The following is a 23130-nucleotide window of genomic DNA, read 5'->3' as shown; positions in this document are numbered from 1 at the left end:
GATCGATTCGGAAAGCGGCGAGGATGCCGCGTGGAGCAGGCCTGATGCGACGGAGGACCCCGATGGTCGGCAGAGTCTCGGCGTTGTCGATCGTCGACGCACTGGCGACGGAACTCCGTCAACGTGTCTTCGCCGGCGATCTGACGCCTGCCGACGCGCTCACTGAGGCCGAAATCGCACGCACGTACGAAGTGGCCCGCCCCACCGCGAAGGCTGCGATCGAGAAGCTTGTCGGCGAGGGCCTCCTGCAACGCGGAACCCACAAGACCGCTCGGGTTCTGCACCTGGGCCCCGACGATGTGCGCGACATCTATCGCACCCGCGCCGGCCTGGAGTCGCAGGTCCTGCGCGAACTCGCCGACACCCGTACCGTGCCGCAGGAAGCGGTGGCTGCGAACGCCGAGATCGCTGCGCTAACTGACGATTCACCGCTGTCGGTGGTCGAACCTGACATGCGATTCCACACCTCACTCGTCGATGCCATCGGCAGTCCGCGAACGAGCCGCATCTTCCGCACCATCGTCACCGAGGTTCGCCTTTGTATGGTGCAGGTCCAGGGCAAGCACCTGCTCGCCACGTCGAACATCGCAGCCGAGCATCAGCAGATCCTCGACGCTCTCGTCAACGGCGACGGCGCCCACGCGGTGGACGTGCTCACCCATCATCTCGGTCGCGCCCGCGAACGGCTCGCTGGAGTTCTCGGAGGCGAATCCGGTCCGGAGGCGACACTTCCCGAGACGCGTGAACCGCCGGCGCGGTGAAGAAGCCGCTCGCACCGGCGAACCATGGCGTCGCCGAGCTGTTGTTTGCCCAAAAACTGATATCACTTTAATATCTGTTTCGACGGTGCGCGACGGACAGCGCCCGCTGGCGAGGAGGGCACGATGGCAACCGGAACATCCGCAGTCGATTTCGTTCCGATCGAGGGGGCGGGGGTGGAGGAACGCCCGGGGTGGTCCACGAACGGATGGCCCGTCGCGATCGGTGGCCTGCTCGCGATCCTCGCCGGAGCCGCCGCGGTCGCCGCCGGCATCCTGCTCGGGTCGGGGATCAACATCCCGCTCGTGGTCGCCGGTGCGGTCGTCGCGGTCGTCGCCCTCGTCGCTCTGATCGGACTCGTGCTCGTCGAACCGGGACAGGCGCGGGTGTTGCAGCTGCTGGCGGGCTCCTACTCGGGCACGCTGCGGCAGGACGGCCTGCGCTGGATCAACCCGCTCAACACCCGTCGCGCGATCTCCACCCGGATCCGCAATCACGACACCGGGAAGGCGAAGGTCAACGACGCCGACGGCAACCCGATCGAGATCTCCGCGATCATCGTGTGGCAGGTGAGCGACACCGCACGCGCGACCTTCGACGTCGACGACTTCGAGGAGTTCGTCGCGGTCCAGACCGAGGCCGCGGTGCGGCACATCGCCGGCAGCTACCCCTACGACGGGGGCGGGGAGTCGATCTCGTTGCGGCAGAACGCGGACGAGATCACCTCGAGGTTGTCGGACGAGGTGGCCGAGCGGGTGCGGTCCGCGGGCGTCCGGGTGATCGAGTCGCGGATCAACCAGCTCGCGTACGCGCCGGAGATCGCGCAGGCGATGCTGCGCCGCCAACAGGCCGGTGCCGTCATCGCCGCCCGCGAGCAGATCGTGCAGGGCGCCGTCGGCATGGTCGCCTCGGCGCTGGACCGGCTCGAGCGCGAGCACACCGTCGAACTCGACGAGGAGCGCAAGGCGGCGATGGTCTCGAATCTTCTCGTGGTCCTGTGCGGCGACCAGGGCGCTCAGCCGGTCGTCAACACCGGCACCCTCTACCAGTAGGTTGCGCCGTCATGGTCGAACGCAAGAAGGTGCTGTTGCGCCTCGACCCGGCGGTGCACGACGCGCTCGCGCGCTGGGCCGCCGACGAGCTGCGCAGTACCAACGCACAGATCGAGTTCCTGCTGCGGCGTGCGCTGGACGACGCGGGCCGGGCGCCGTCGAACGCGGGGAAGATGCGCCGGCAGGGACGGCCGCGCAAGGATGACGAATGATGCGGCGCGGGCCGGGTGGAATGAATCCACCCGGCCCGCGCCGCATTCGTCAGCTGCGCGCGAACCGCGCCGGTTCGGTGTCGGGCACCTGGGAGACCTGCCCGCGCGCGACCAGATGCCGCAGATGTGCGGCGGCCTCGGACAGCGCCATCCCCTTGGCCATCGGGTGGAACTTGTCCCACGGCCGGTACCACTTCATCCGCTCGGCCACCTGCCACACCGTGATCTCGTCGCCGCCGAAGGCCTCGTACAGGTGATCGAGGCGTTCCTCGTGGTGATCGATCAACTCACCGGCGCGGCCCGCCACATCGTCGATCGGAAGACCGTGCGCGCCGAGGCCGCGGGTGACGTCCATCTTCTGCACGCGACGCAGCGACTCCATGAACTCGGCGAGCCCGTCGCGCTCCTCGAGCGGGTACACGAAGTTGCCGACGTGGGGGGTGGTCTTCTGCAGCACATGGTCGCCGGTGAACATCACGTTCGCGTCCTCCAGGTAGAAGCACACGTGGCCCGGGGTGTGACCCGGTGTGAACACCGCCCGAAGATTCCGCCCGGTGAGCCCGATCAGTTCGTTGTCGACGAGGATCCGGTCGGGCGCCGACTCCGGACCCACCGGCGGGTCGCCCTGCGTGGACTTCTCGAACGCCTCCCGGTCGGCCAGCGGCGCGCCGGCCCGCTCGAGGTTGGACAGCTGGAAGTCCATCCACTCCTCGTTGCGGCCCGACGACATCTTCTCGAACATGTCGTGGTCGGCCTCGTGCATGGCGATCCACGCACCCGACGCCTCGCGGACTCGGCCGCACAGGCCCGTGTGGTCGGGGTGGAAGTGCGTGAGCACCACGCCCTCGACCTCGGATACCGAGTGTCCGATCGACTCGAGACCCGACGTCAGTCCCTCCCAGCCCTCGTCGCCGTCCCAGCCGGCGTCGACGAGGATCACCCCGCCCGGCGACTCCATCGCGTAGATCAGCGTGCTGCCCAGCGGATTGTGGGACATGGGAACAGTGATCTGGAATATGCCATCACCGATGGCCGAAGCACCTGTCATTGCGCAAACCTCGTTGGCTAGATGAAGAACCCGTTCTACCTATGCCTTCATAGTTACTCTTCGGGTTTCGCGGCGGAGCGACCGGTCCCGCCCAACGGAAAAGGCGGCTAGGCAACCAGGTCGGCGTACTCGGGGTGCGAGGCGACGTACTTCTCGACGTACGAGCACGACGGCACGATCTTGAAGCCCTGCTCGCGGGAGGTGTCGAGGGCGGCCTTGACCACCTGTCCGGCCAGGCCCTGGCCACGGAAGTCGGGGTTGGTGACGGTATGCCCGAAGTCGCGGACGCCGTCGGTCTCGATGTAGTCGGCGTAGCCGGCGAGGGCGTCGTCGACGTAGACCTCGAAGCGGTTCTCTCCCGCGTTGTGCTCGATCCTGTTCGTCACGGCCGGGTTCCTTTCGTTTGCTTACGAACGCACGTTACCCGGGTTCAGCACAGGATCGAGGGGGAGTATTCCCCGGTGCCCGTCCGTGCCGACCGGCACGGCGTGCGGCGGTGCGGCCGTCAGGGCGCCGTCGAGTTCTCGCGGTCCTCAGGGGATCCGGATGAGTCGGGGGAGTCCGACGACTCGGCTGCCGCCTCGGGCTCGGCGGCGTCCCCCGTCCGAGGAATTCGGGTCGGCCGGATGAGCACCTCGAGCGCGAGCAGCGCGAGCAGTGCAATGGCGACGATCCAGAACACGACCAGCCCGGTCGGGTACCGCCAGAACACCAGTAGCAGCGCGGCGACCCCGATGATGAGGCACCGCAGCGGGACTCGGAGCTGACCGGCCCACCGCTCCACGGTGTTCGGGGATCGGTCGGTGCGGGGGTGTCGCACGAGGTCCAGGGACTTCCCGAAGCCGCGGCGGACGGCCGTGGCCGACGACGATCCGCCGATCAGGTAGGCGCCGATCGCGATGACGAGACCCAGCACCGCGACCGCCCGCAGGCTCGTGCGCAGCGGTACGAGGACGGTGTCGATGACGGCCTTCGCCGCGTCCGGGGACAGCACGTCCGCGGGAACGGCGTCGAGGTAGTAGACGCGTCCGACGAGAACTCCGATCGCCAGGACGAACATTCCGAGGGCAATCGCCAGGCCGGCGAGCGACAGGGTGTGCAACCGTCGGCCGCGGGGCGCGATGGCAACCGCTGCCGCCGCGCAGGCGATCCCCAGCCAGGGCAGCACCGCGGAGGCCTTGTCGAGTGCGTTGACCGCACGCTGGGCCTTGACCAGTTCGGGGGATTGGAACAGGACGAACTGCTTTTCCACCGTCGGGATGTTCTCGGCGAACGTGAAGCCCCGATCCGTCAGCTCGGTGCGGACGTTGTCGATGATGGTCGCCAGCGAGATGCTGACGGTGCCGCTCCGGTCGACCTCGACGGAACTCGGGCCGAAGTTGCCGGTCACGACCGCGACGAGGGCATTGTGTGCGGTCCGGTTGGCCTGGACCCAGAGGTCCCGGAACTGTTGGGATTCGACGAAGTTCAGCACGGTCTGTTCGACGAAGCTCTTCGTCTGTCCCGCGATGACCGGTGCCAGGCCGACGATCGCCTGATCGACTCGGGGTGCCCTCTCGTTCAGGTTCGAGAGATCGACCAGGGCTGCCAGCGCGTCCGCGGTGAGACCCTCGATGTCGATCCGCGAGAAGAGTTCGTCGGTCACCTGATTCGAGATCTCCGTCTGGACGGCCGGGTCGTCGGCCAGCGGTGCGACGGTCGTGACGTAGCGGTCGGTGTCGAGTATCTGGCTGCGGGTGAACCGGGACGTCACCGAGACGACGGCCAGCAGGGCGACCAGGACCAGCAGAATCGTCACCGCGGTCCAGCGCAACCAGTGGTGCGGGGTGCCGGTCGCTGCTGCACCGCGGGAGGCGTCGGGTTCCCGGGTGCGCAATGTCGCGACCTCGGCGCGCAATCGGAGGAGTTCCTCGCGCTCGTCGCTGCTGAGGGGGCCGGCGCTCGTGCCCTCGTCCATGAAGTTCCTATCCGGTCAGGGCGGTCGGCGCGCGAGTTACGCCGCTCGGGGATTCCAGGTGGCGACCGCCCAGATCACGACGGTGTTGAGTGCGACGAGGCAGATGGCCCACATCGGGTAATACGGTAGCCACAGGAAGTTCACGAGCATCGACAGGGAGCAGATCGCCATCGCGGCCACCCGCGCCCAGGCGGCGCCGGTGAACAGGACCGCACCCACCAGGGCGATGATCACGCCGAGCACCAGATGGATCCATCCCCAGGTGGTGACGTTGAACTTGTAGACGTACTCGAGACCGACGACGATCACGTCGTCCTTGGCTATCGCGGAGATTCCCTGGAGGAATTCGAGAACGCCGATGGTGACCAGCAGAACTGCCGCCCCCATCGACGTCCCCTTCGCGACACCCTGCTTGACCACATCGTCGGACATGACCTTCGTCCCTTCACTGGAAGGTGAAACGGCCTGGCCAGACTATTGTCCTCCGTGGACGCGGATCACGGCGTCGTTTTCATATCTCCGTGCCGGCAGTGGGGTCGTCGAACAGTGTCGGTTCGGTGAGGTTGCCGAACATTTCCGTCTGCTGGGGTTTGGTGACGTGTGGTCGCGGCCGGGCGGGGCCCGGCAGTGCGACGACCCGGAGCGCCGACCGCAACGACTCGTGGGTCTGTGCCCACGCTCGCGCCTCGTGGTCGCAGGCGTCCGCTTCTTCCGAATTCCCCTCGGCACGAGCCTGTTCTGCCGACTCGCGCCAACTGATCTCCTGCTCCGATGTGGTGCGCAGATGGTCGAGCAGGGCGTCGCGGTCGTGGCCGCACACCGCGGCGACTTCCTCCGCGCTCAGAACTCCGGCGCCGTCGGGATCCAGGTGGAGCAGTGTCAGCAGTGCCGACGGCAGGCCCTCGTCGCCGGCATCCGCGGACTCGTCGTCGGGATGGTCGTCGTCGAACTGGTCGTCGCCGGGGTGGAGGTCGGCGAACCGGACTCCGTCGAACCGGGCAGCGAACCGCGCGTCGACGGTGGGCAGGAACTTGCCGACCAGGTCGAGCGCGTCGACGAGATGACGTGGAACGAAGGGGTTTCCGGAGATGTCGATCGACGCGTTCAACCGGTCCTCGTCGAGGACGAACCGGATACCGGGCCACTGCGCGGTGAGATCACAGATGTTCTCTGCCGTCCGGGTGCGCCCCACGACCTCGCGCAGCAGGGGAATCCAGAGTCGCACGAGGGGTTGGTCGGGGTGGGCGATGACGAACACGGGCTGGGTGCCGAGGGTGAGGACGACATCGCCGTCGTCGTCGATCTGCGGCACGAAACCCAGCGCCTGATCGACGGTGCGCGAGATCAGATCCCGCAGTTCCTTCGGGTCGCGGGGCGCTACCGCGGTGGTCTCGTCGATCACCGACGGCACCGACAGCGGATGGTCCGGGATGTCCGGCGTGTCGATACCGAGCAGGTCGGTATCCGCGAGCGTGCCGAGGATCTCGGGATTCAGGAAGCTCGGGTGCGGGACGCTCCAGACCTCCCGCAGCGTGGTGACGGTCATCGCCGCCAACTGATCGGCCCAGCGTTGTTCCTTGTCCACGAAGAACGCAGGCGATCCGTCGTCGGGTTCCTCGTCGGGTAGGCGCGTGGGCCGCGCCCATCCGAGTGCGCACAACCGTGCCTCGGATTCCGGTGACAGCGCGTGCTGCGGTGCGAGATACGCGTTGGACGAGACCTCGCTCCGCACGTACTCGTCGTCCCACGCCAGGAACTGCACCCACGGCGTGAATCCGTCCACCGTGGTTTCCTCGATCCAGTCGAGGATCAGGATGTCGTCGTTCTGCATCGCCGCGAGATGGTCGGCGAGTCGGCTCTGGAAGCGCGTCCAGGACCGGTCGATCGTCCGGTCGAAACTGTCGAGATCGAACATGAGCCCCCCTGTCTTTCGGGATGGAGCGTCACTCGGGAGGCCCTCGTGAGGGCGTCCGCTTCGTGCTGTCATCAAGTTAGCGTGGACCCCCGACAAGTTCGGGCACCGATGCTCCGGCGTGTGCGGGTCAGGTCGCGAGAAGTGCGGCGGCGCTGGCGGGCAGGTCGGATCCCGGGCGACGTCGGAAGAGTTCGGCGGGGCGGCCGGCCCCGCTGCTCGACATCCGCCCGGTGGTGTCGAGCGCGTCGATGACCATGCGCCGGAACGAGTCCTTCGGCAGGGCGCGCCCGTAGACGGCCTCGTACAGGCGCCTGAGCTCGAGGACGGTGAACACGTCGGGGAGCAACCCGGACGGGTCGAGGCGGTGCGCGTAGCGGGACCGCAGATCGTCGACCGCGTGGGACACCATGTCCGCATGGTCGAACGCGAGCGCTTCGGTGACCGAACGGCCCTCGATGCGAACGAGTTTCGCGCCGTGCGGAAGTCGACCCGACGGGAGCGCCGCGCCGTGGGCCATCGACAGCACCCACCCGCGGTCGTCCCGATCCGGGGCGTCGAACATCGCGAGTTGGTGGAAGTCGGTGCCCGTCAGGCCTGCCTTGGTGCGGAGCGCGCGGCGGGCGGCGTCGGACAGGCGCTCGGCGGGATGTAGGAACGATCCGGGGAGGGCGAGTCCCCGGGGGCCCTCGACCGCCAGGACGTGCAGTTGTCCGGCATCGACGGTGAGCACCGCGACGTCGACCGCGACGGAGGGGCGCGGGTAGTCGGTGAGGGCTTTGCCGGTCGTGTCGGACCACGTCGTCTTTGCTGATCGTTGCGTCACCTTTGCAGATTAGCGCAATGGTGATCTAACATTTAGCGCACAATCGATCAAAGGGGATTCGGGTGGAGTCGAACGAACGAATGGCCGACCGGGCGGCGGGTGTCCTGCTCGCGACCGCGGCCGGTGACGCGCTCGGTGCAGGATACGAATTCACCACTCCGGGAACCGGAACCGTGATCGACATGATCGGTGGGGGAATCGGGGCGTTCGCGCCCGGTGAGTGGACCGACGACACCTCGATGGCGCTCGCGATCGCCGAGGTCGCTGCGACCGGTGCGGACATCTCTGGTGGGGCGGGTCTGGATGCCGTCGCCGCGCAGTTCGTCCGGTGGTACGACTCCGCTCCGGCGGACATCGGCAACCAGACCCGCGCGGTGCTGTCGGTGCGGCCGATCGGTGCCGCCGACATGCGTGAGCGCGCGTCGTCGCTGCCGGGGCGCAAGGGTGGCAACGGATCGTTGATGCGAACCGCCCCGGTGGCGTTGGCCTACCTCGGCGACGTCGACGGGTGCGTCCGGGCGGCGCGCGCGATCGGCCTGCTCACCCACCACGACACCCGCGCGGTCGAGGCGTGCGAGATGTGGACGTACGCGATCCGGCACGCGGTGCTGAGCGGGACGTTCGACGGTGTCCGCGGCTATCTGGACCGGGCGCCGCAGCAGACCCGCGAGTACTGGGCGCCGCTGCTCGACACGGCCGAACGCGGCAGCCCGGCGGACTTCCCGAACAACGGTTGGGTGGTCGATGCCCTGCTGACGGCGTGGTGGGCGATCGCCGGCACCGACGCGTCCGGTCCGGAGCATCTGCCGCGGGCGCTCGAGCGGGCCGTCCGCGCCGGCCACGACACCGACACCACCGCCGCGATCGCAGGTGGTCTGCTCGGCGCGCGCTGGGGCGCATCGGCGGTGCCGGAACGCTGGCGGGGGATGCTCCACGGCTGGCCCGGCTACCGCGGCGAGGACCTCGTCCGGATCGGCCTCGAGATCGCGTCGCGAACCACTGCGACCACCACTGTGAACGGAGAACACGCATGACCGTCATCCATGTCGCCGAGGGCGACATCACCACGTTCCGGGTCGACGCGATCGTCAACGCCGCCAACTCGACGTTGCTCGGCGGCGGTGGGGTGGACGGCGCCATCCACCGCCGCGGCGGCCCGGCGATCCTCGCCGAATGCCGCGCGCTCCGGTCGACGACGCTGCCCGGCGGACTCGACGAGGGTGCCGCGGTCGCGACGACCGCCGGGAACCTGCCCGCGACGTGGGTGATCCACACCGTCGGTCCGCGGTTCTCGGGCAGCGAGGACCGGTCCGCTGTGCTGCGGTCCTGCTACACCCGCAGTCTGGCGGTCGCGGACGGACTCGGCGCGCGGACCGTGGCGTTCCCGCTGATCTCGTCGGGCGCCTTCGGGTGGCCGACGGAAGATGCGGTGACTCAGGCGGTATCGGCGATCCGGGCGGCACGGAGCACGGTGGACGTGGTCACGCTGGTCGCGTTCGAGTCGCACGTCGCGAATCTGATGCGGAGAGTCGTCGGGTAGCGCGGCCGCTCAGTTGCCGCCGCGCACGCCCTCGTAGTAGCCGCGGATGTGGTCGACGATCCGCCGCTGCGCGAGCGATGCGTCGCCGGCGGTCACAGCGTCGACCAGGCCGCGGTGCTCGTGCCGCAGTCGGGTGCACGTCGTGGGCCACGCGGCGATGTCCACGCCGCCGACGACGTACGACTCGATCGACGCGCGGAGTCCGGCCATCATCGCGGCGATCACCTGATTGCCGGCGGCGTCGGCCATCGCCACATGGAACTGGGCGTCGAGGACGAGGAACTCGTCGGCGTTCAGCGTCGGCTCGTCCATCGAATCGAGAAGTTCCACTGCCGCGCTCAGATCCGCCGAGTTCCGCTGTGCGAGCGCACGCATCACTTCGGACTCGAGCACGAGACGGGTCTGCACGACATCGGTGACGGGAAATCCCTGCGCCGCCACCTGCATTCGCATCAGCATCGTCATCCCGCCGGTGGGGCGGGCGACGATCATCGCGCCGGCGTTCGGTCCGGAACCGGTCTGCGCCTTGAGCAGACCGAGGGCCTCCATCACGCGCAGCGCCTCCCGGACGGACGACCGGCCGACGCCGAGATCGGCGGCGAGGGTGCGTTCGCCCGGGAGACGCTGGCCCGGTTGGAGTTCGCCCGAGACCATCATCTCCTCGACCTTGCTGAGCACGTGCTCCCACGCGCGCGGGTGCGACGCGATCGGCTGGTCGCTGGTGATGAACTCGGAGGACATGACAGGTCAGCCTAGGCCCAGGCGCGGGGCCGCCCGAGTTGCCGGTGTCCTCCGGGTGATCACGGCAGCATCCAGCTCAGGACCGGGGTGGACTGCAGGTAGACCAGCACGCACAGGATGACCAGCATGCCGAGGCTGTAACCGATGACCTTCCGGAGCAGGATCGGCTCGCTGCCGACCTGGCCGACCGCAGTCGCGGCGATCGTCAGATTCTGCGGGCTCACCAGCTTGCCGACCACGCCGCCGGAGGTGTTCGCCGCCACCAGCAGGGTCGGATCGATGCCCGCGTGCTGGCCGGCGGTCTGCTGCAGCTTCGCGAACAACGCGTTCGCCGACGTGTCGGATCCGGTGACCGCGGTACCGAGCCAGCCGAGGATCGGGGAGAACAGCGCGAAGATCGCACCCGTCCCCGCCAGCCAAGTGCCGATGGCGACGGTCTGGCCGGACTGGTTCATCACGTAGCTCAGGCCGAGCACGGTCGCGACGGTTGCGATCGCGAGGCGCATCTTCACCACGGTCACGCCGAACGTGGCGATCGACGCGCGTGGGGTGAGGGTGAAGCGGCCGTTGTCCGTCCAGAGCGCGTAGACGACGGTGACGATGATGCCGCAGATCAGCAGCAGTGTGCCCGGGTTCGACAGCCACGAGAACGTGTAGATCGCGCTCGACGCCGGGTCGCCCGTGCCGGTGAGGAGGTTGCCGTACAGGCCGGGCCACTCCACCAGCTGATCGGTGCGCGCCAGCCACGCGGGAATGTCGACCCCGGCGGTCCACAGCTTCGCGACGCCGAAGACGACGACCACGAGCAGGTACGGGAACAGCGACAGGAACACGCGTGACGGCCCGAGGCGCTCGGCCTGGACGTGCGAGCGCTGATCGTCGGGGGTCTTGGGCGCCCAGAACTGCAGCATGATCACCGCGGCGGCGAGTCCGGCGAGCGAGGCGACGACGTCGGTGAGTTCGTACGAGAAGTGGCTCGAGCACCAGAACTGGGCCAGGGCGAACACGGTGCCCGTGACGAGGGCGATCGGCCAGGCCTGCTTCATGCCGCGGCGACCGTCGACCAGGAACAGCAGCAGCAGTGGCACGAACAATGCGAGGACCGGGGTCTGCCGGCCGACGACGGCGGCGATCTCGGTGGCCGGGATGTCGGTGAGGTTGCCGGCGGTGGTGATCGGAATTGCCATGGCGCCGAAGGCGACCGGAGCGGTGTTGGCGACCAGGACGGTGACGGCGGCGCGGATCGGGGGCATGCCCAGCGCGATCAGCATCGCGCCGGTGATCGCGACGGGAGCGCCGAACCCGGCCAGTGCCTCGAGCATGCCGCCGAAGCAGAAGGCGATCAGCATCGCCTGCACCCGCATGTCGCCGCGGCCGATCGAGTTGAACACCCGGCGCAGATCCTCGAATCGGCCGCTGACGACGGTCAGTTCGTAGAACCAGATCGCGGTGACGACGATCCACATCACCGGGAACAGGCCGAACGCGATGCCCTGTAGGGCGGACAGCCCGGTCAGCGACGTCGGCATGTCGAAGCCGATGATCGCGACCAGTGCGGCGACCGCGAGCGCGCCGAGTCCGGCGTACCAGGCCTTGAGTTTGAAACCTGCCAACAGCACGAAGAAGGTGGCCAGCGGGACGAGGCCGACCAGCGCCGAGGCGGTGAGGCTGCCGCCGACGGCGTCGGTCGCGGGGGTGAAGGTCACCGCGAGAAGCTCGGTTTCCACATGTAACTCCTGGTTTGCGCCGGGGTCACGGCGACTGTGGGGGAAGGTCTGTCCGTGACCGCTCTGTGGTCAGACCACAGGGACCGTACACCATGACCCCGATCACATTCGAGGTCTGAACGAAACTTGGTGCAGAAATCTGTCTCAGCTGTGTCGAGCCGTTGACCATGCGTTACTGTGGTCAGACCACACTGTCGGACGACTCCGGAGATCCGCATGCGAATCGCGATTTTCGCCACGTGCATGGGGGACACGATGTTCCCGAATGCCCCCCGAGCGACCGCCCTGCTGCTGACGCGGCTCGGGCACGAAGTCGTCTTTCCGTCAGCACAGACGTGCTGCGGGCAGATGCACGTCAACACCGGCTACCAGCCCGACGCGCTGCCACTCGTGGCGAACTACGCCGACACGTTCGGCGACACCTCGATCGATGCGGTCGTCGCGCCGTCCGGTTCCTGCGTCGGCTCGGTGCGCCACCAGCACGAGATCGTCGCCTCCCGCTACGGCAGCCCCGCACTGTGCGGGCAGGTGGAGACCGTCAAGGCCAAGACCTACGAGCTGTCCGAGCTGTTGGTCGACGTCCTCGGTGTCACCGACGTCGGCGCGTACTACCCGCACCGGGTCACCTACCACCCGACCTGCCATTCGCTGCGCATGCTCGGCGTCGGCGACAAGCCGCTGCAGCTGCTGCGGGCCGTCCGCGACATCGACCTCGTGGAACTGCCGGAGGCCGACTCGTGCTGCGGCTTCGGCGGTACGTTCGCGATCAAGAACGCCGAGACGTCGACGGCGATGCTCGCCGACAAGATCCGCAACATCGGCGACACCGGTGCCGAATTCTGTTGCGCCAGCGACTCGTCGTGCCTGATGCACATCGGCGGGGGACTGTCGCGGTTGCAGACGGGCACCAGGACGGTGCATCTCGCGGAGATCCTCGCCTCCGTCGAGTCGGACGTGGAGGTGTCCGCATGAGCGGCGTCGGGCTCGGACTGCCGGCGTTCCCGCCCCGCGCACCCCAGGGCGTCGGGTTCCTGCGCGGCACCGAGAAGTTCCCGGCCGCCGCCCGCCACGAACTGGCCAACGCGCAGTTGCGCAGCAACATCGGCAAGGCCACGCACACGATCCGCGCCAAGCGCCTGGCGGTCACCGGTGAACTGCCCGACTGGGAAGCGCTGCGCGACGCCGGATCCGCGATCAAGACCGACGTGATGAACCGCCTCCCCGAGTTGCTCGAGCAGCTCGAGGCGGCCGTCGTCGCACGCGGTGGCGTCGTGCACTGGGCCGCCGATGCCAACGAGGCCAACGAGATCGTCACCCGGCTGGTGCGGGAGACCGGCTCCGACGAGGTCATCAAGGTCAAGTCGATGGCGACGCAGGAGATCGAGCTCAACGAGCACCTCGAGGCGAACGGCATCCACGCGTACGAGACCGACCTCGCGGAGCTGATCGTCCAGCTGGGCCACGACAAGCCGTCGCACATCCTGGTCCCGGCGATCCACCGCAACCGTGCGGAGATCCGGGAGATCTTCCTGCGTGAGATGGCCGATGTCGACCCCGCGCTGGACGACGACCCGAAGAATCTCGCGGCCGCTGCGCGGAAGTTCCTGCGCCGCAAGTTCATGACCGTTCCGGTCGCGATCTCGGGCGCCAACTTCGGTATCGCCGAGACCGGCACGCTCGGCGTGGTCGAGTCCGAGGGCAACGGGCGCATGTGCCTGACGCTGCCGCAGACCCTGATCACGGTGATGGGCATCGAGAAGGTGGTCCCGCGCTACCAGGACCTCGAGGTCTTCCTGCAGTTGCTGCCGCGCTCGTCCACCGGTGAGCGGATGAACCCGTACACCTCGATGTGGACCGGTGTCACTCCCGGCGACGGACCGCAGAACTTCCACCTGGTGCTGCTCGACAACGGCCGCACCGCCGCCCTCGCCGACAAGGTGGGCCGGGAGGCGCTCAACTGCATCCGCTGCTCGGCGTGCCTCAACGTGTGCCCGGTCTACGAGCGCACCGGTGGCCACGCGTACGGGTCCACCTATCCGGGCCCGATCGGCGCGGTGCTGACCCCGCAGCTCGCCGGCATGGACGGCCCCGGCGACCCCAACTCGACGCTGCCGTACGCATCGACGCTGTGCGGCGCGTGCTTCGACGCCTGCCCCGTCAAGATCGACATTCCGTCACTGCTGGTGGAGTTGCGGCACCAGAAGGTGGAGAAGGCCGGATTCGGTGCGGAGGCGGCCGCGATGAAGGCGGCGTCCGTGGTGATGTCGTCGGCGAAGCGATTCACGGTGGCGCAGAAGGCGGCCGGGCTCGGCCGAGTGGTGGCCGGCAAGAAGGGCAAGATCTCGACCTTGCCGCCGCCGCTGAATGGGTGGACCGCTGCCCGCGACATTCCCGCTCCGCCGAAGCAGACCTTCCGGCAGTGGTGGGATTCGCAGGAGGGCAGGGCGGCCATCGCCGACGCACGGAAGGATGCGCAGCAGTGACTTCACGCGATGTCATCATGGGACGGATCCGCGACGCGCTGACGCTGGCGCCCCCGGCGACTGTCGACGTGCCTCGACACTATCGGGTGGGGCGCAACCTGCCCGACGCCGAACGCGTCGCGCTTCTGGTCGACCGGCTGGTCGACTACAAGGCCGTCGTGCATCGCAGCACGGTGGCCGAGCTGCCCGACGTGCTCGCCCGGGTTCTCGGCGACGTCGGTGCCCGGCGCATCGGTGTGCCTGACGGACTGGACGATTCGTGGATGTCCCGGTTCGACGGCGAGACCGTCGTCGACGCGGCGGACGTTCCGGCGCCGGACCTCGCGGACCTGGACGGTGTCGTCACCGCATCTGCCGTGTCGTGCGCCGAGACCGGCACCATCTTCCTCGACGCCCGCCCCGATCAGGGCCGCCGCGCACTGACCCTGGTGCCCGACCTGCACGTGTGCGTCGTGACCGTCGACAGCATCGAGGTCGGGATACCCGAGGCCATGGCCCGGCTGGTGCCCGAGCGGCCCACCACCATGATCAGCGGACCGTCGGCCACCTCCGACATCGAACTCGAACGTGTCGAGGGCGTCCACGGGCCCCGCAACCTGCATGTGGTGATCGTCGGCTGAGCCGTTCTGGGAGTTGCCCCGTGGCGGATCGATGTGATCGCGGACACCCGGAACCGCGGGGGCCTGCGGATTCTCCGCTCCCTGGCGGTCCGGTCGGCGAAAGCCCCACGCCAGTTGGACGGTTGTCTGTATAAAGGTGCCCGTGCGTGATTCGTTTCGCGCACGGGCACCTCTTTCGCTGGGGTCCTGCAGTCACATGCTGTGGGAATGTGCTTGATCGAACGGAGATCTGTGTGACCCGATCCGCAGTCCGTCACATCGCCGCCCCGACCGCTCCAACACCCAGCACAGGGCCACTCAACCAACGCTGCGACCGCGATGGCGACGGCCGCAACACCAGCGAGCAAAGGAAGCACATGACATCACGAGCGATGAAGCGTGGCGTCGCCGTCGGCGCGGCAACGTCACTGGCGCTAGGTGCGTTCACCCTCCTCGGCGCGGGCGTCGCCGGCGCCGCCCCCGGCTCGATCACCTGGGACGACGGAAGCTCTCGATTCACCCGCACCGTCAGCAACACCGCTCCCGCGGTCGGCGACACGATCACCGTGACGACGAAGTTCGACCGGACCAGCTGGGTCGACGAGTTCATCTACAACGTCAAGGACCGGCACCCGTCCTGCCTGACCTACGTCCCGGGCTCGGCGAAGATGGGCGGATCCCCGACGAACACCGACGGGGTCGTGGCCGACGAGGGCAACGGGACCGGCTACGTCCGCGCCTCCTGGGGTGTCACCTCGTGGGTGGTCCAGAATCGCCCGGGCTTCCACGCGTCACCGGAGTTCAGTGTCAGCTACAAGGTCGGCCAGAACTGCGCCCGCAACACCGCGTTGTCCACCGGTATGGACTACGGCGGATCGCTCGGCAGCGGCAACTACGGCACCAAGGGACCGTCGATCACGATGGCCAAGACCGGCACCACGACCGCTCTCGGCCCCGTCGCCGGCGCCCGGGTCGGCGTGCCGACCATCCTGACCGCCACCGTAACCGGCGGTGCGCAGGGAGACAGCGTCGAGTTCCGCGACGGCGCAACCACGATCGGCCACGGCACCCTCGACGCTGCCGGGACCGCGACCCTCGAATGGACCCCCACAGTGCGGGGTAGCCACGGTCTCACGGCGTACTTCGCCGAGAATGCGTTCGCCACCGAATCCCAGTCGCCGTCGATCACCGTCGACGTCGCGGAGCAGAACGTGATCTCCACGATCACGCTCGCCCCGATCACCGGCGCCCAGGTCGGCCTTGCTTCCACCGTCACCGCCACGGTCAGCCCGACCGCGGCAGGCGGCACCATCAAACTCGACGACGGTGCTACGGAACTGGCGTCGCTGCCGGTCGGCAGCGACGGAAAGGTCACGTACCAGTGGGTGCCTGCGGTTGCCGGCAGCTACACCCTCACCGCAGCCTTCTCCGGCCGTGACGGCGTCACGGCGTCGACCACCACCGCACAGGTCAACGTCGCCGAAGCGCCTGCCTCCAACACCGAATCGACCACTACCCTCGACGCGGTTGTCGGCGCTACCGTCGGCCAGGCCACCACGCTGAAGGCGAAGGTCAACCCCGCGAACGCCGGTGGCACCGTGACGTTCAAGGACGGCGGCACCGTCATCGGCACCGGCCAGGTCGGATCGGACGGGACCGCCACGACCGCGTGGACGCCGACCGCTCAAGGCCAACGGACCATCACCGCCGAGTACTCGGGTCAGGGCACCGTCAATGCCTCCTCGGATCAGGTGTCGGTGATCGTCGCGGCCGGTGGAGACCCCGGACCCGGCGAGCCCGGCGAGCCCGGCGGAAACAGTAGCCTCGGCTCCCTCGCCGGCTTCGGATCCGCCAACTAGCCGGTAGCGCCCAGCCACCGACGACAACGGGGTCTGTTCCCGGCCGACAACGGCCTGGGAGCAGACCCCATCGTCGTCATACGAATCTCGGGCCGTTCCCCTGATCCCATTCCTCGCGCAGTCGACGTTTGTCGACCTTGCCCAGGGCGGTCAGCGGCAGTCTGTCCGTGAACAGGATTCGCTTGGGCGCCTGCAGGCTGCCCTTGACGGATCGCACGTGGGCGACCAGTTCGTCCTCGGCGACGGCGGCATCGGGCTTGAGAACGACGGTGGCGGTGACGGATTCACCCCACCTGGGGTCCGGGGTTCCGTACACGGCGGCGCCGGCGACGGCAGGGTGCGTGGTGAGGGCGTCTTCGACGCCACGCGAGAACACGTTGAATCCGCCGCTGATGATCATGTCCTTCTTGCGGTCGACGATGTAAAGGTAGCCGCGCTCGTCGGCGCGGGCGATGTCGCCGGTGTGCAGCCATCCGTCGGCCAGGGTCTTCCGGGTCAGATCGGGCTGGTTCCGGTACCCCTCCATCGTGGTGGCCGCCCGGACGCACAGTTCGCCGGGTTCGCCCGCCGGTACTGGGCTGCCGTCCTCGCCGCGGATGGACACGCTCACCCCCGACAGCGGGACGCCGCACGAGCCGAGCAACTCCGGATGCTCGACCCGATGGTCTCCGGTGCGCAGGAACGAGATCGGGTAGCACTCGGTCTGCCCGAACATCTGCGCGAACACCGGACCGAAACGATCGAGACCCTCGGCCAGTCGCGTCGGTGACATCGGGGAGGCGCCGTACAGGATCAACTCCAGCGACGACAGGTCGGCGCGCTCGCTCGGCGCATGATCGAGCAGTGCGTAGATCATCGACGGCACCAGCAGCGTGCAGTTGAGCCGTTCCCGGGCGATTGTCGACACCACCCGATCGGGATCGAAACCGGTCACCAGATGGACGGTGCCACCCCGGATGAGGGTCGGCAGGACCTTGCTGCCGGCCACATGACTGATCGGTGCGACCGCGAGCAGCCTCGGGACCGAGGGCAACTGGAACTCGGCGAGGATGGTCTGCTGCAGAGCGATGTTCGCGGCGTGCCGGCGCACCGCCCCCTTCGGCCGTCCGGTGGTGCCGCCGGTGTAGCCGATGTTGACCACGTCGCCGGGCTCGGCGACATCGGCGAACAGGCCACCCCCGCAGGACCGGGCGATCGCCCGCAGATCCGGTGCGAAGGATGATGCTTCGATCGAGAACACCGGGATGCCCGCGTCCGCGCACCGATGCGCCAGTTCCTCGCCGCGGGCCGCGAAGGTGCGTTCGTCGACCACCAGCGCCGCGGCATCGGCGTCGGTCAGTTGGAAGAACTGATCGTCGATCGATGCGAGCGGATGAAGCCACGTCACCGCCATTCCCGATGCGGTGGCCGCCGCTCCCGTGCACCACATCTCGGCCCGGTTCCCGCCGAGCAGGGCGAGCGTGCGGCCGCGGTGCAGGCCGGACGCATGGAGCGCGGCCTGCAGTTCGCCGATCAGTACGAGGGCGCCACGATACGTCAATTCGCCGCCGTCCCAGGAGAACGCGACCCGGTCGGGATGCCGGCGCAGGGCCCGCTCGGTGATCGTGCCGATCGTCGGTCCGACCTGAGGGTGGGGTGTCGCAGTCGTCATCGGATCGCCTCCGCGGACGTGTCCGTGAGAAGCGCGCGAGTCACCTCTCGTGCCTGCTGATACTCGGCCGCCGTCTGCGCGACGATCGAGGCGGCCGGTTCCACGCGTTCGACGCCGGACACCGAGTGCCCGGCACTCCAGATGTCGCGCCACCGTCGCGGGCCCGGGGCCTTGTCTCCGAAGAGTTGCGCGGAGTCCGCGGGCGTGACCGTCTCGTCGAGTCGTTCCGGGTCGAGGCCGTTCGCGCGGATCGACGGCGCCAGGATGCTCGACCGCAGCCCGGTGAACGCCCGGGTCAACACGACATCGTCGAGGGTGCTGGTGCACAGCGTGTTTCGGTAGTCGTCGCCGGCCAGGCTCTCCTCCGCGGCGATGAAGCGGGTGCCCATGTATCCGAGGTCGAAACCGGCGACCCGCGCCGCCCACAGCGCGTGCCCGTCCGACATGCCGCCGGCCACGACGAGCGGGCCGTCGAAGAACTCACGCACCGCCCGGACGAAGGCGAAGGGGTTCTGCCACCCCGTCTGCCCTCCGGCGCCGGCAGTGAGCAGGATCAGCCCGTCCGCACCGACCGCGGCCGCGCGTTCGGCGTGCGCGAGAGTGCCGACGTCCGCGAAGACCAGCGTGCCGTTGTCGTGCAGCGGGCCGACGACGGCGGCGGGGGAGCCGACACTGGTGATCACCATCTCCACCCGGTGCCGGAGCAGGCATGCCAGGTGCTCGTCGAGGCGGGGTTGCCGGATGATCAGGTTCGGGCAGTACGGCGCGAGGGTCCCACCGCTGTCCGCGACCGCAGCGTCGAGGCGGGTGAGCCACTCGTCCAGGCGCTCGACGGTCCGCGCGTTCGCCGTGGGGAAGGACCCGATCACCCCCGCCCGACAGGCCGCGAGCGTCAGGTCGAAACCCGAGACCCGCAGCATCGGGGCGGCGATCACCGGGACGGTCAGGCGGCGGGCTATGTGTTCGGGCAGGGCGCTCATCGGCCGGCCTCCGACACTGACTCCGGCAGCATTCCGGCGAATCCGATTGGAGCAGAAAGAAGCAAGGCGCCCATTGGAAATGTCCGTTCGGTATGTGAGATTTCGAGTGAACATAACTAGCGGTCAATTGAGCGTCAACAGGGATGTTCGCTCCGTGGTGCTCGCGGACGCAGCGGCTCGGGAACTCCTGGCACCACCACCATTGCGCACGCGGTTGTGGCCCGCGTCATCTGCTCCGGTGTCCGCCGGTGGGCCCGAGGCGTCATGATTCCCGGCGACGGCGGGGGAGCTCACGGAAGCGCGGAACACTGCTCGACTGCCAGGAGGAGAGCGGTCTCGAATGCGCCCCGTGCAGTGCGGCCGATCTTGGGGTTCCGATCGTGATCAATCTCGGACTCGACGTTCGGATGTGATCCGTGCGATCGGCGGTCTCCGGCGGATGGCGCTGTTTGTCGGGAGCGTGTGATACTCCTAGGCCCTGGAATTGACCCGACGACACGGTGTGGGGACGCCGAGGGGGTACCGAATTTTGCTGACACTGCACCGCGCCGAGAGCGCCGGCACCCTCGCGTCTGCACTTGCCGAGGTGCTGGTCACACCGCTCGCGGATCCGTTCCAGCGTGAGGTGATCGCGGTGCCCGCGAAGGGCGTGGAGCGGTGGCTCACACAGCGGCTCTCGCGCGTTCTCGGCGCGGTGGACGGTGACGGGATCGCCGCCAACATCGACTTCCCGTCCCCGGCCCGACTGGTGGACGGCGCACTCGCGGCGTCCACCGGCCACGACATCGACAGCGACCCCTGGCATCCCTCACGCGTGCTGTGGACGCTGCTGGCCGTCATCGACGACTGTGTGGACGAACCCTGGTGCGCGGTACTGGCGCGACATCTCGGTCACGGTGTGGACGATCATCGCGCCGGCCGCCGCTACGGCACCGCCGCGCACCTGGCGGAGTTGTTCCGCGCCTACGGGGCGCAGCGTCCCGCGATGCTCGTCGACTGGGCCGCGGGTCGCGACACCGACGGCACCGCCCCCTTGGACGACGACCTGCTGTGGCAGCCGCAGTTGTGGCGTCGACTGCGCGAGCGCATCGGCAGCCCCAGCCCGGCCGAGCGACTCGACGACGCGTGCGCGCGGATGCGCGCCGAGCCCGGTCTGCTGGATCTGCCGGAGCGCCTGTCGCTGTTCGGTCCCACCAGGCTCGGCACGGACCAGATCGCGGTACTGTCCGCGATCGGTGCCAATCGAGATGTGCACCTGTGGATTCCGCATCCGAGCATCGAGATGTGGGGCGCGCTGGCCGACACCGATCCGCCGCGGCGACGCGTGGATGATCAACGCGCCCTCGAGGTGGACCATCCGCTGCTCGCGAGCCTCGCTCGGGACGTGCGCGAGCTGCAGTCGCGTCTCGCCGCGGCCGACATGGTCGACGTGCACCACCCCGCGGTCGAGCGGCCCCCGACGCTGCTCGGTCGGCTGCAGTCGGACATCGCCGCCGACCGGACGCCGGCGGAGTGCGCGGCCGACGGCACCGTCGAGATCCACGCGTGCCACGGCCCGGCCCGCCAGGTCGAGGCCCTGCGGGAGCGACTGCTGCACCTGTTCCAGAACGATCGAGAACTCCAGCCCCGCGATGTGGTCGTCATGTGCCCCGACGTCGAGACCTACGCGCCGCTGGTGCGGGCCGCGTTCGGGCAGGGCCTGCACGGTCCGCTCGGTCACCCCGGCCACCGGCTGCGGGTGCGGCTCGCGGACCGGGCCCTGCACCAGACCAACCCGGTCCTCGGTGTCGTCGCGACGCTGCTCGACCTCGCCGACTCCCGGGTCACCGTCAGCCAGGTCCTCGACCTGGCCGCGACCGCGCCGGTGCGCCGACGCTTCCGGTTCGACGACGACAACCTCGAGCGGATGCGGGAATGGACCACCGAGGCCGGTGCCCGCTGGGGCATCGGTCGACGCGAACGCGGCGCGTTCGGACTGGCCGACTTCGAGCAGAACACCCTCAAGGCGGCACTCGACCGCATCCTGCTCGGCGCAGCCGCCGACGACATCGACGACGAATGGCTCTCGCTCGCACTGCCTCTCGACGACGTCGAGAGCAACGACATCGAGCTGACCGGGCGGCTCGCCGAGTACGTCGACCGGCTCGACGTCGCGCTGCGCGGACTGACCGGCCCGCAGTCCGGGGAGCGGTGGTCCGCGGCGCTGGGCCGCGCGTTGGATCTGCTGGTTGACACGGCGGAGGCGGACGCCTGGCAGCTCGGGCAGGCGAGGCGGGAGCTGGCCGCCGCCGTCGAGCACGGCGGTGACGCGCAGTTGCGGCTCGCGGACGTCCGCGCGATGCTGCGTTCCCGGCTCGCCGGCCGGCCCACCCGCGCCAACTTCCGGACCGGGGAACTCACCGTGTGCACGATGGTGCCGATGCGGTCGGTGCCGCACCGGGTGGTGGTGCTGCTCGGGCTCGACGACGACGTGTTCCCGCGCGGCACCGGCGTCGATGGCGACGATGTGCTCGCCCGCGACCCGCTGCTCGGGGAGCGGGATCCGCGGAGCGAGGACCGGCAGCTGCTGCTCGACGCGATCATGTCCGCGACCGACCGGCTGCTGCTGTTCTACACCGGCAACGACCCCGTCAACGGCAAGGTGCTGCCACCGGCCGTCCCTCTGAGCGAGCTGCGGGACGTGCTCGAGGCGATGACGGGTGCGGACGTGGTGCAGCGGCATCCGTTGCAGCCCTTCGATCCCCGCAACTTCGACCCGGACGGGCCGCGCAGCTTCGACAGTGCCGCGCTCGCCGGAGCGCAGGCCGCGCAGCAACCTCCGGTTCCGGAACCGGTGTTCCTGCCGCAGCCGTTGCCGGAACCGCGCGGGGACCGCGTCGTGAACCTCGCCGAGCTGATCTCGTTCCTGGAGAATCCGATCCAGGGTTTCCTGCGTCAGCGCCTGAAGTTCCGGGTGCCCGATCTCGACGAGGACGTCGTCGACGCCCTCGAACTCGAACTGGATCCGTTGGCGCGGTGGGGGATTGGCGAACGTATGCTCGCGGCCCGCCTGGCGGGCGTCGATCCGGCAGCGTTCCGGGCCGCGGAGTGGCGCCGCGGCACCCTGCCCCCCGCGCAGCTGGGCGCGACCGCACTGTCGGAGATCGAGTGGACGGTCGACTCCCTGACCCGGGCCGCGGCACCGGTCCACACCGGACGACCCGAGGCCGTCGACATCGACGTCGATCTCGGCGGGCGTCGGCTCGTCGGCACCGTCGACGGACTGCACGGCGACGTGCTCGCCCGGACCACGTTCTCCCGGCTCGCTCCCAAACACCGCATCGGTGCGTGGGTGCGGCTGCTGGCGGTCGCATCGACGGGGCGGGCCGAAGACCTCACGGCCGTCACCACCGGCCGTGGCAGCGGCCGCACCCCCGTCCTGCGGTCGACGCTCGCGGTGCCCGAGAACCCGGTCGAGATCCTGGCCCGGCTGGTCGCGATGCGCGACCGTGGCCTGGTCGCGCCGCTGCCGGTGACCCTCGGGGCGTCGGCGGCCTACGCCGACCAGCGGTTCCGGGGCCGGTCGATCGAGCTGGCGCTGGGTGCGGCCGAACGCGCATGGGACGGCGACTTCGGCGACGGCAAGGACCGCCACGTCCAGTTCGTGCACGGTTCCGGCGCGAGCCTGTCGGTGCTCACCGAACAGCAGGCACCGCCCGGCGCGCACGAACCGACCTGCTTCGGCACCGAGGCCGCCGTGCTGTGGGGCCCGCTGCTTGCGGCCGAGACCCTGGGAGAACCGTGA

Annotated in this window: 20 protein-coding genes; 10 read left to right on the top strand and 10 right to left on the bottom strand. The window is 69.0% G+C overall.

Translation table 11 applies throughout. The features are described 5' to 3' along the window. Positions 1-62: 62 nt before the first annotated feature. The 3 genes from IJ15_RS0111460 (at position 63) to IJ15_RS0111450 (ending at position 2023) form a co-directional block, all read left to right on the top strand. Positions 63-761 (top strand): GntR family transcriptional regulator, encoded by a 699-nt coding sequence (locus IJ15_RS0111460; RefSeq protein ID WP_031938475.1) that lies wholly within the window; start codon positions 63-65, stop codon positions 759-761. Positions 762-884: 123 nt separating this feature from the next. Further along, positions 885-1811, top strand: coding sequence for an SPFH domain-containing protein (locus IJ15_RS0111455; RefSeq protein ID WP_031938474.1), 927 nt, complete (start codon positions 885-887; stop codon positions 1809-1811). Positions 1812-1822: 11 nt separating this feature from the next. Further along, positions 1823-2023 (top strand): hypothetical protein, encoded by a 201-nt coding sequence (locus IJ15_RS0111450; protein ID WP_031938473.1) that lies wholly within the window; start codon positions 1823-1825, stop codon positions 2021-2023. A 49-nt stretch (positions 2024-2072) separates the two neighbouring features. Here IJ15_RS0111450 and IJ15_RS0111445 read toward each other — a convergent pair whose 3' ends face one another. From IJ15_RS0111445 to IJ15_RS0111420, 6 genes are all read right to left on the bottom strand, one after another. Continuing rightward, on the bottom strand, positions 2073-3071 hold the full coding sequence (locus IJ15_RS0111445; protein ID WP_031938472.1) for an MBL fold metallo-hydrolase: 999 nt from the start codon (positions 3069-3071) through the stop codon (positions 2073-2075). A 107-nt stretch (positions 3072-3178) separates the two neighbouring features. Next, on the bottom strand, positions 3179-3457 hold the full coding sequence (locus IJ15_RS0111440) for a GNAT family N-acetyltransferase (RefSeq protein WP_031938471.1): 279 nt from the start codon (positions 3455-3457) through the stop codon (positions 3179-3181). 119 nt (positions 3458-3576) lie between these two features. Further along, positions 3577-5028, bottom strand: coding sequence for a hypothetical protein (locus tag IJ15_RS0111435; RefSeq protein ID WP_031938470.1), 1452 nt, complete (start codon positions 5026-5028; stop codon positions 3577-3579). A 36-nt stretch (positions 5029-5064) separates the two neighbouring features. Then, positions 5065-5460 carry a DUF7144 family membrane protein gene (locus IJ15_RS0111430; RefSeq protein WP_031938469.1) on the bottom strand — a complete coding sequence of 132 codons (396 nt, stop codon included), beginning with the start codon at positions 5458-5460 and terminating at the stop codon, positions 5065-5067. A gap of 79 nt (positions 5461-5539) precedes the next feature. Further along, positions 5540-6943, bottom strand: a complete 1404-nt coding sequence (locus IJ15_RS0111425) for a T3SS (YopN, CesT) and YbjN peptide-binding chaperone 1 (RefSeq protein ID WP_031938468.1) — start codon at positions 6941-6943, stop codon at positions 5540-5542. A gap of 127 nt (positions 6944-7070) precedes the next feature. Beyond that, positions 7071-7766, bottom strand: coding sequence for an NUDIX hydrolase (locus IJ15_RS0111420; RefSeq protein ID WP_031938467.1), 696 nt, complete (start codon positions 7764-7766; stop codon positions 7071-7073). 62 nt (positions 7767-7828) lie between these two features. Here IJ15_RS0111420 and IJ15_RS0111415 point away from each other — a divergent pair, with 62 nt between their 5' ends. Together IJ15_RS0111415 and IJ15_RS0111410 are read left to right on the top strand one after the other, a co-directional pair. Next, positions 7829-8800, top strand: a complete 972-nt coding sequence (locus IJ15_RS0111415; RefSeq protein WP_081880697.1) for an ADP-ribosylglycohydrolase family protein — start codon at positions 7829-7831, stop codon at positions 8798-8800. Next, positions 8797-9306 carry an O-acetyl-ADP-ribose deacetylase gene (locus IJ15_RS0111410; protein ID WP_031938465.1) on the top strand — a complete coding sequence of 170 codons (510 nt, stop codon included), beginning with the start codon at positions 8797-8799 and terminating at the stop codon, positions 9304-9306. Before IJ15_RS0111415 ends, IJ15_RS0111410 begins: the two co-directional genes overlap by 4 nt. Before the next feature lie 9 nt (positions 9307-9315). On the opposite strand, the gene IJ15_RS0111405 is transcribed toward IJ15_RS0111410, so the two are convergent. Next, positions 9316-10047: a FadR/GntR family transcriptional regulator gene (locus IJ15_RS0111405; RefSeq protein WP_051918773.1), complete on the bottom strand. Its 732-nt coding sequence runs from the start codon at positions 10045-10047 to the stop codon at positions 9316-9318. 59 nt (positions 10048-10106) lie between these two features. Beyond that, positions 10107-11774, bottom strand: coding sequence for an L-lactate permease (locus tag IJ15_RS0111400; protein WP_031938463.1), 1668 nt, complete (start codon positions 11772-11774; stop codon positions 10107-10109). Between the two features lie 216 nt (positions 11775-11990). On the opposite strand from IJ15_RS0111400, the gene IJ15_RS0111395 reads away from it, so the two are divergent. The 4 genes from IJ15_RS0111395 (at position 11991) to IJ15_RS0111380 (ending at position 16715) form a co-directional block, all read left to right on the top strand. Then, positions 11991-12746, top strand: a complete 756-nt coding sequence (locus IJ15_RS0111395; protein WP_031938462.1) for a (Fe-S)-binding protein — start codon at positions 11991-11993, stop codon at positions 12744-12746. After that, positions 12743-14257 (top strand): LutB/LldF family L-lactate oxidation iron-sulfur protein, encoded by a 1515-nt coding sequence (locus tag IJ15_RS0111390; RefSeq protein WP_031938461.1) that lies wholly within the window; start codon positions 12743-12745, stop codon positions 14255-14257. Before IJ15_RS0111395 ends, IJ15_RS0111390 begins: the two co-directional genes overlap by 4 nt. Next, entirely contained in the window at positions 14254-14877 is a 624-nt protein-coding gene (locus tag IJ15_RS0111385) for a LutC/YkgG family protein (protein WP_031938460.1), read from the top strand. The genes IJ15_RS0111390 and IJ15_RS0111385 overlap by 4 nt, the downstream gene beginning before the upstream one ends. Positions 14878-15233: 356 nt before the next feature. Then, positions 15234-16715 carry an Ig-like domain-containing protein gene (locus IJ15_RS0111380; protein WP_031938459.1) on the top strand — a complete coding sequence of 494 codons (1482 nt, stop codon included), beginning with the start codon at positions 15234-15236 and terminating at the stop codon, positions 16713-16715. A gap of 76 nt (positions 16716-16791) precedes the next feature. On the opposite strand, the gene IJ15_RS0111375 is transcribed toward IJ15_RS0111380, so the two are convergent. Further along, entirely contained in the window at positions 16792-18366 is a 1575-nt protein-coding gene (locus IJ15_RS0111375) for an AMP-binding protein (protein ID WP_051918770.1), read from the bottom strand. Beyond that, complete coding sequence (locus IJ15_RS0111370) at positions 18363-19346, bottom strand: NAD(P)H-dependent flavin oxidoreductase (protein WP_031938457.1); 984 nt, start codon at positions 19344-19346, stop codon at positions 18363-18365. The genes IJ15_RS0111375 and IJ15_RS0111370 overlap by 4 nt, the downstream gene beginning before the upstream one ends. Positions 19347-19875: 529 nt before the next feature. Here IJ15_RS0111370 and recC point away from each other — a divergent pair. After that, a complete protein-coding gene (gene recC / locus IJ15_RS0111365; protein WP_031938456.1) occupies positions 19876-23130 on the top strand; it encodes an exodeoxyribonuclease V subunit gamma in 3255 nt (1084 codons plus the stop codon).

The organism is Prescottella defluvii, assembly GCF_000738775.1.
GTDB lineage: Bacteria > Actinomycetota > Actinomycetes > Mycobacteriales > Mycobacteriaceae > Prescottella > Prescottella defluvii.
The sequence above is the reverse complement of the archived record's forward strand: the minus strand, read 5'-3'. Positions and strand labels throughout refer to the sequence as shown.